General features: G+C 49.4%; 2 tRNA genes and 1 rRNA gene. All 3 read right to left on the bottom strand.

Going from position 1 to position 3412, the window contains the following annotated elements:
- Positions 1-62 precede the first annotated feature (62 nt).
- The 3 genes from DW006_RS05780 to DW006_RS05770 all read right to left on the bottom strand — a co-directional run bounded on the left by DW006_RS05780 (position 63) and on the right by DW006_RS05770 (position 3336).
- Positions 63-2950 (bottom strand): 23S ribosomal RNA (locus DW006_RS05780).
- 216 nt (positions 2951-3166) lie between these two features.
- Positions 3167-3239 (bottom strand) — tRNA-Ala (locus DW006_RS05775).
- A 23-nt stretch (positions 3240-3262) separates the two neighbouring features.
- Positions 3263-3336, bottom strand: a tRNA-Ile gene (locus DW006_RS05770).
- Between the last annotated feature and the right edge of the window lie 76 nt (positions 3337-3412).

Here is a 3412-nt window from a genome sequence, read left to right as displayed (position 1 = left end):
TACATTCAAAACCACACACTGAAAAATTTTACATCCGGAGATAACTCCTCTTTCCTTCCTTCATGGATAAGCCCTCGACCTATTAGTATCAGTCAGCTGCATGCATTACTGCACTTCCACCTCTGACCTATCAACCTCGTAGTCTTCAAGGGGTCTTAATTCTTACGAATGGGATATCTCATCTTGAGGGGGGCTTCACGCTTAGATGCCTTCAGCGTTTATCCCGTCCCGACTTGGCTACCCTGCGATGCATTTGGTAATGCAACAGGTACACCAGAGGTCAGTCCATCCCGGTCCTCTCGTACTAAGGACAGCTCCTCTCAAATATCCTACGCCCACGCCGGATAGGGACCGAACTGTCTCACGACGTTCTGAACCCAGCTCGCGTACCGCTTTAATGGGCGAACAGCCCAACCCTTGGGACCTACTACAGCCCCAGGATGCGATGAGCCGACATCGAGGTGCCAAACCACTCCGTCGATGTGAACTCTTGGGAGTGATAAGCCTGTTATCCCCAGGGTAGCTTTTATCCGTTGAGCGATGGCAATCCCACTTTATACCACCGGATCACTAAGTCCTACTTTCGTACCTGCTCCACCCGTCGGTGTCACAGTCAAGCTCCCTTATGCCTTTGCACTCTGCGAATGGTTTCCGACCATTCTGAGGGAACCTTTGAGCGCCTCCGATACTCTTTCGGAGGCGACCGCCCCAGTCAAACTCCCCACCTGACATTGTCCACCAGCCGGATAACGGCTGCATGTTAGAAACCCAATACTGCAAGGGTGGTATCCCAAGGGTGACTCCACGAAAACTGGCGTTCCCGTTTCCTAGTCTCCCACCTATCCTGTACATACAATATCGAATCCCAGTATCAAGCTAGAGTAAAGCTCCATGGGGTCTTTCCGTCCTGGCGCAGGTAACCAGCATCTTCACTGGTACTTCAATTTCACCGGATGCATTGTTGAGACAGTGCCCAAATCATTACGCCTTTCGTGCGGGTCGGAACTTACCCGACAAGGAATTTCGCTACCTTAGGACCGTTATAGTTACGGCCGCCGTTTACTGGGGCTTAAATTCAAAGCTTCGCATTCGCTAACCTCTCCTCTTAACCTTCCAGCACCGGGCAGGCGTCAGCCCATATACATCACCTTACGGTTTCGCATAGACCTGTGTTTTTGCTAAACAGTTGCTTGGGCCAATTCTCTGCGGCCTACCTTCGTAGGCACCCCTTATCCCGAAGTTACGGGGCCATTTTGCCGAGTTCCTTAACAATGCTTCTTCCGTCGGCCTTAGGATTCTCTCCTCATCCACCTGTGTCGGTTTACGGTACGGGTACAATATACACAATAGCGGCTTTTCCTGACAGCCAGCTCACCAGCTTCGCTACTTATAACTTCGCTACACATCACGTCTTCAGATTGTAAGGCGGATTTGCCTGCCTTACTCCTACCTCGCTTGTACCGGTCTTTCCATTCCCGGCTCTGGCTTTCTGTCTGTGTCCCCACAGTTCTGATATATTGTAGTACAGGAATATCAACCTGTTATCCATCGACTACGTCTTTCGACCTCGCCTTAGGCCCCGACTAACCCAGGGCAGATCAGCTTTACCCTGGAAACCTTAGATATTCGGCCGTGAGGATTCTCACCTCACTCTCGCTACTCATTCCGGCATTCTCTCTTCTTAGCAATCCACTGCTCCTTTCGGTACAGCTTCGTCTCGCTAACAATGCTCCTCTACCAATGATAAATCATTCCTCAGCTTCGGTGTAGTGTTTAGCCCCGGACATTTTCGGCGCAGGACCTCTCGACTAGTGAGCTATTACGCACTCTTTGAATGTATGGCTGCTTCTAAGCCAACATCCTAGTTGTCTTCGAAATCCCACATCCTTTTCCACTTAACACTCACTTTGGGACCTTAGCTGGAGGTCTGGGCTGTTTCCCTTTTGACTACCCAACTTATCTCGTGCAGTCTGACTCCCAATCATCATCTTAACGGCATTCGGAGTTTGATAATCTTCGGTAAGCTTTGACGCCCCCTAGGATATTCAGTGCTCTACCTCCGCAAGACTAAATTGAGGCTAGCCCTAAAGCTATTTCGAGGAGAACCAGCTATCTCCGGGTTCGATTGGAATTTCTCCGCTACCCACACCTCATCACCACCCTTTTCAACGGATGTGTGTTCGGACCTCCATTGCCTTTTACGGCAACTTCATCCTGGACATGGGTAGGTCACCCGGTTTCGGGTCTACTCCTACTGACTATGGCGCCCTGTTAAGACTTGGTTTCCCTTCGGCTCCATACCTTTGGTACTTAACCTCGCCAGTAAGCGTAACTCGCCGGACCGTTCTACAAAAAGTACGCGGTTCTGCATACAAAGCAGTTCCACAGCTTGTAAACACAGGGTTTCAGGTTCTCTTTCACTCCCCTCCCGGGGTTCTTTTCACCTTTCCTTCACAGTACTATGCGCTATCGGTCACTAAGGAGTATTTAGCCTTGGGGGGTGGTCCCCCCGACTTCCCACAAGGTTCCACGTGTCTCGTGGTACTTCGGATTCCGCTCGCTCTCTTAAGGTTTCGAATACGGGGCTTTCACCCTCTCTGGCTGGCTTTCCCAATACCATTCTTCTACCCGCTAAGTCACTTGGTGCGGTCCATAACCCCGGATTGCACGCAATCCGGTTTAGGCTCTTTCCATTTCGCTCGCCGCTACTTTGGAAATCGATGTTTCTTTCTTTTCCTCCGGCTACTTAGATGTTTCAGTTCACCGGGTTCCCTCTGCATGGCTATGTATTCACCATGCAGTAACCGGAGTTTTTCCGGTTAGGTTTCCCCATTCAGATATCTACGGATCATTGGATATTTGCTCCTAACCGTAGCTTTTCGCAGCTTATCACGTCTTTCTTCGGCTCTTAGTGCCAAGGCATCCACCCTGCGCTCTTATTAGCTTAACCATTTACCTGTTGTATAGCGTTACAACAGTGGTCGGTTTGAGTTTAACTCTTAAATAAGATCGTCTCTTATCTGTGTTTGTTATTTCTTTATCGCATCTTTCGATGCGCCTCGGATGTCTTGAAATTGGCATGAACATAAATTTCTTTATGTCATTTATTTCGTTTATTTCTCAGTATGTAGTTTTCAATGTACAATTGAAGCTTTTACGCTTCTAGTGGAGACGGAGAGATTCGAACTCTTGACCCCCTGCTTGCAAGGCAGGTGCTCTCCCAACTGAGCTACGCCCCCAGATGTTCATATTTTTTTTATGATGGGCTTAAATGGACTCGAACCATCGACCTCACGCTTATCAGGCGTGCGCTCTAACCAGCTGAGCTATAAGCCCATTCTTTAATCCGGCAGCCACCCGCTCTTCCATGCCGTCTCCAGCATAGTACCATAGGCCGTTTAGGGCTTAACCA

This window comes from Eubacterium sp. AF36-5BH (assembly GCF_003460505.1).
Taxonomy (GTDB): domain Bacteria; phylum Bacillota; class Clostridia; order Lachnospirales; family Lachnospiraceae; genus Eubacterium_G.
This window is presented reverse-complemented; position numbering and strand designations above follow the sequence as displayed.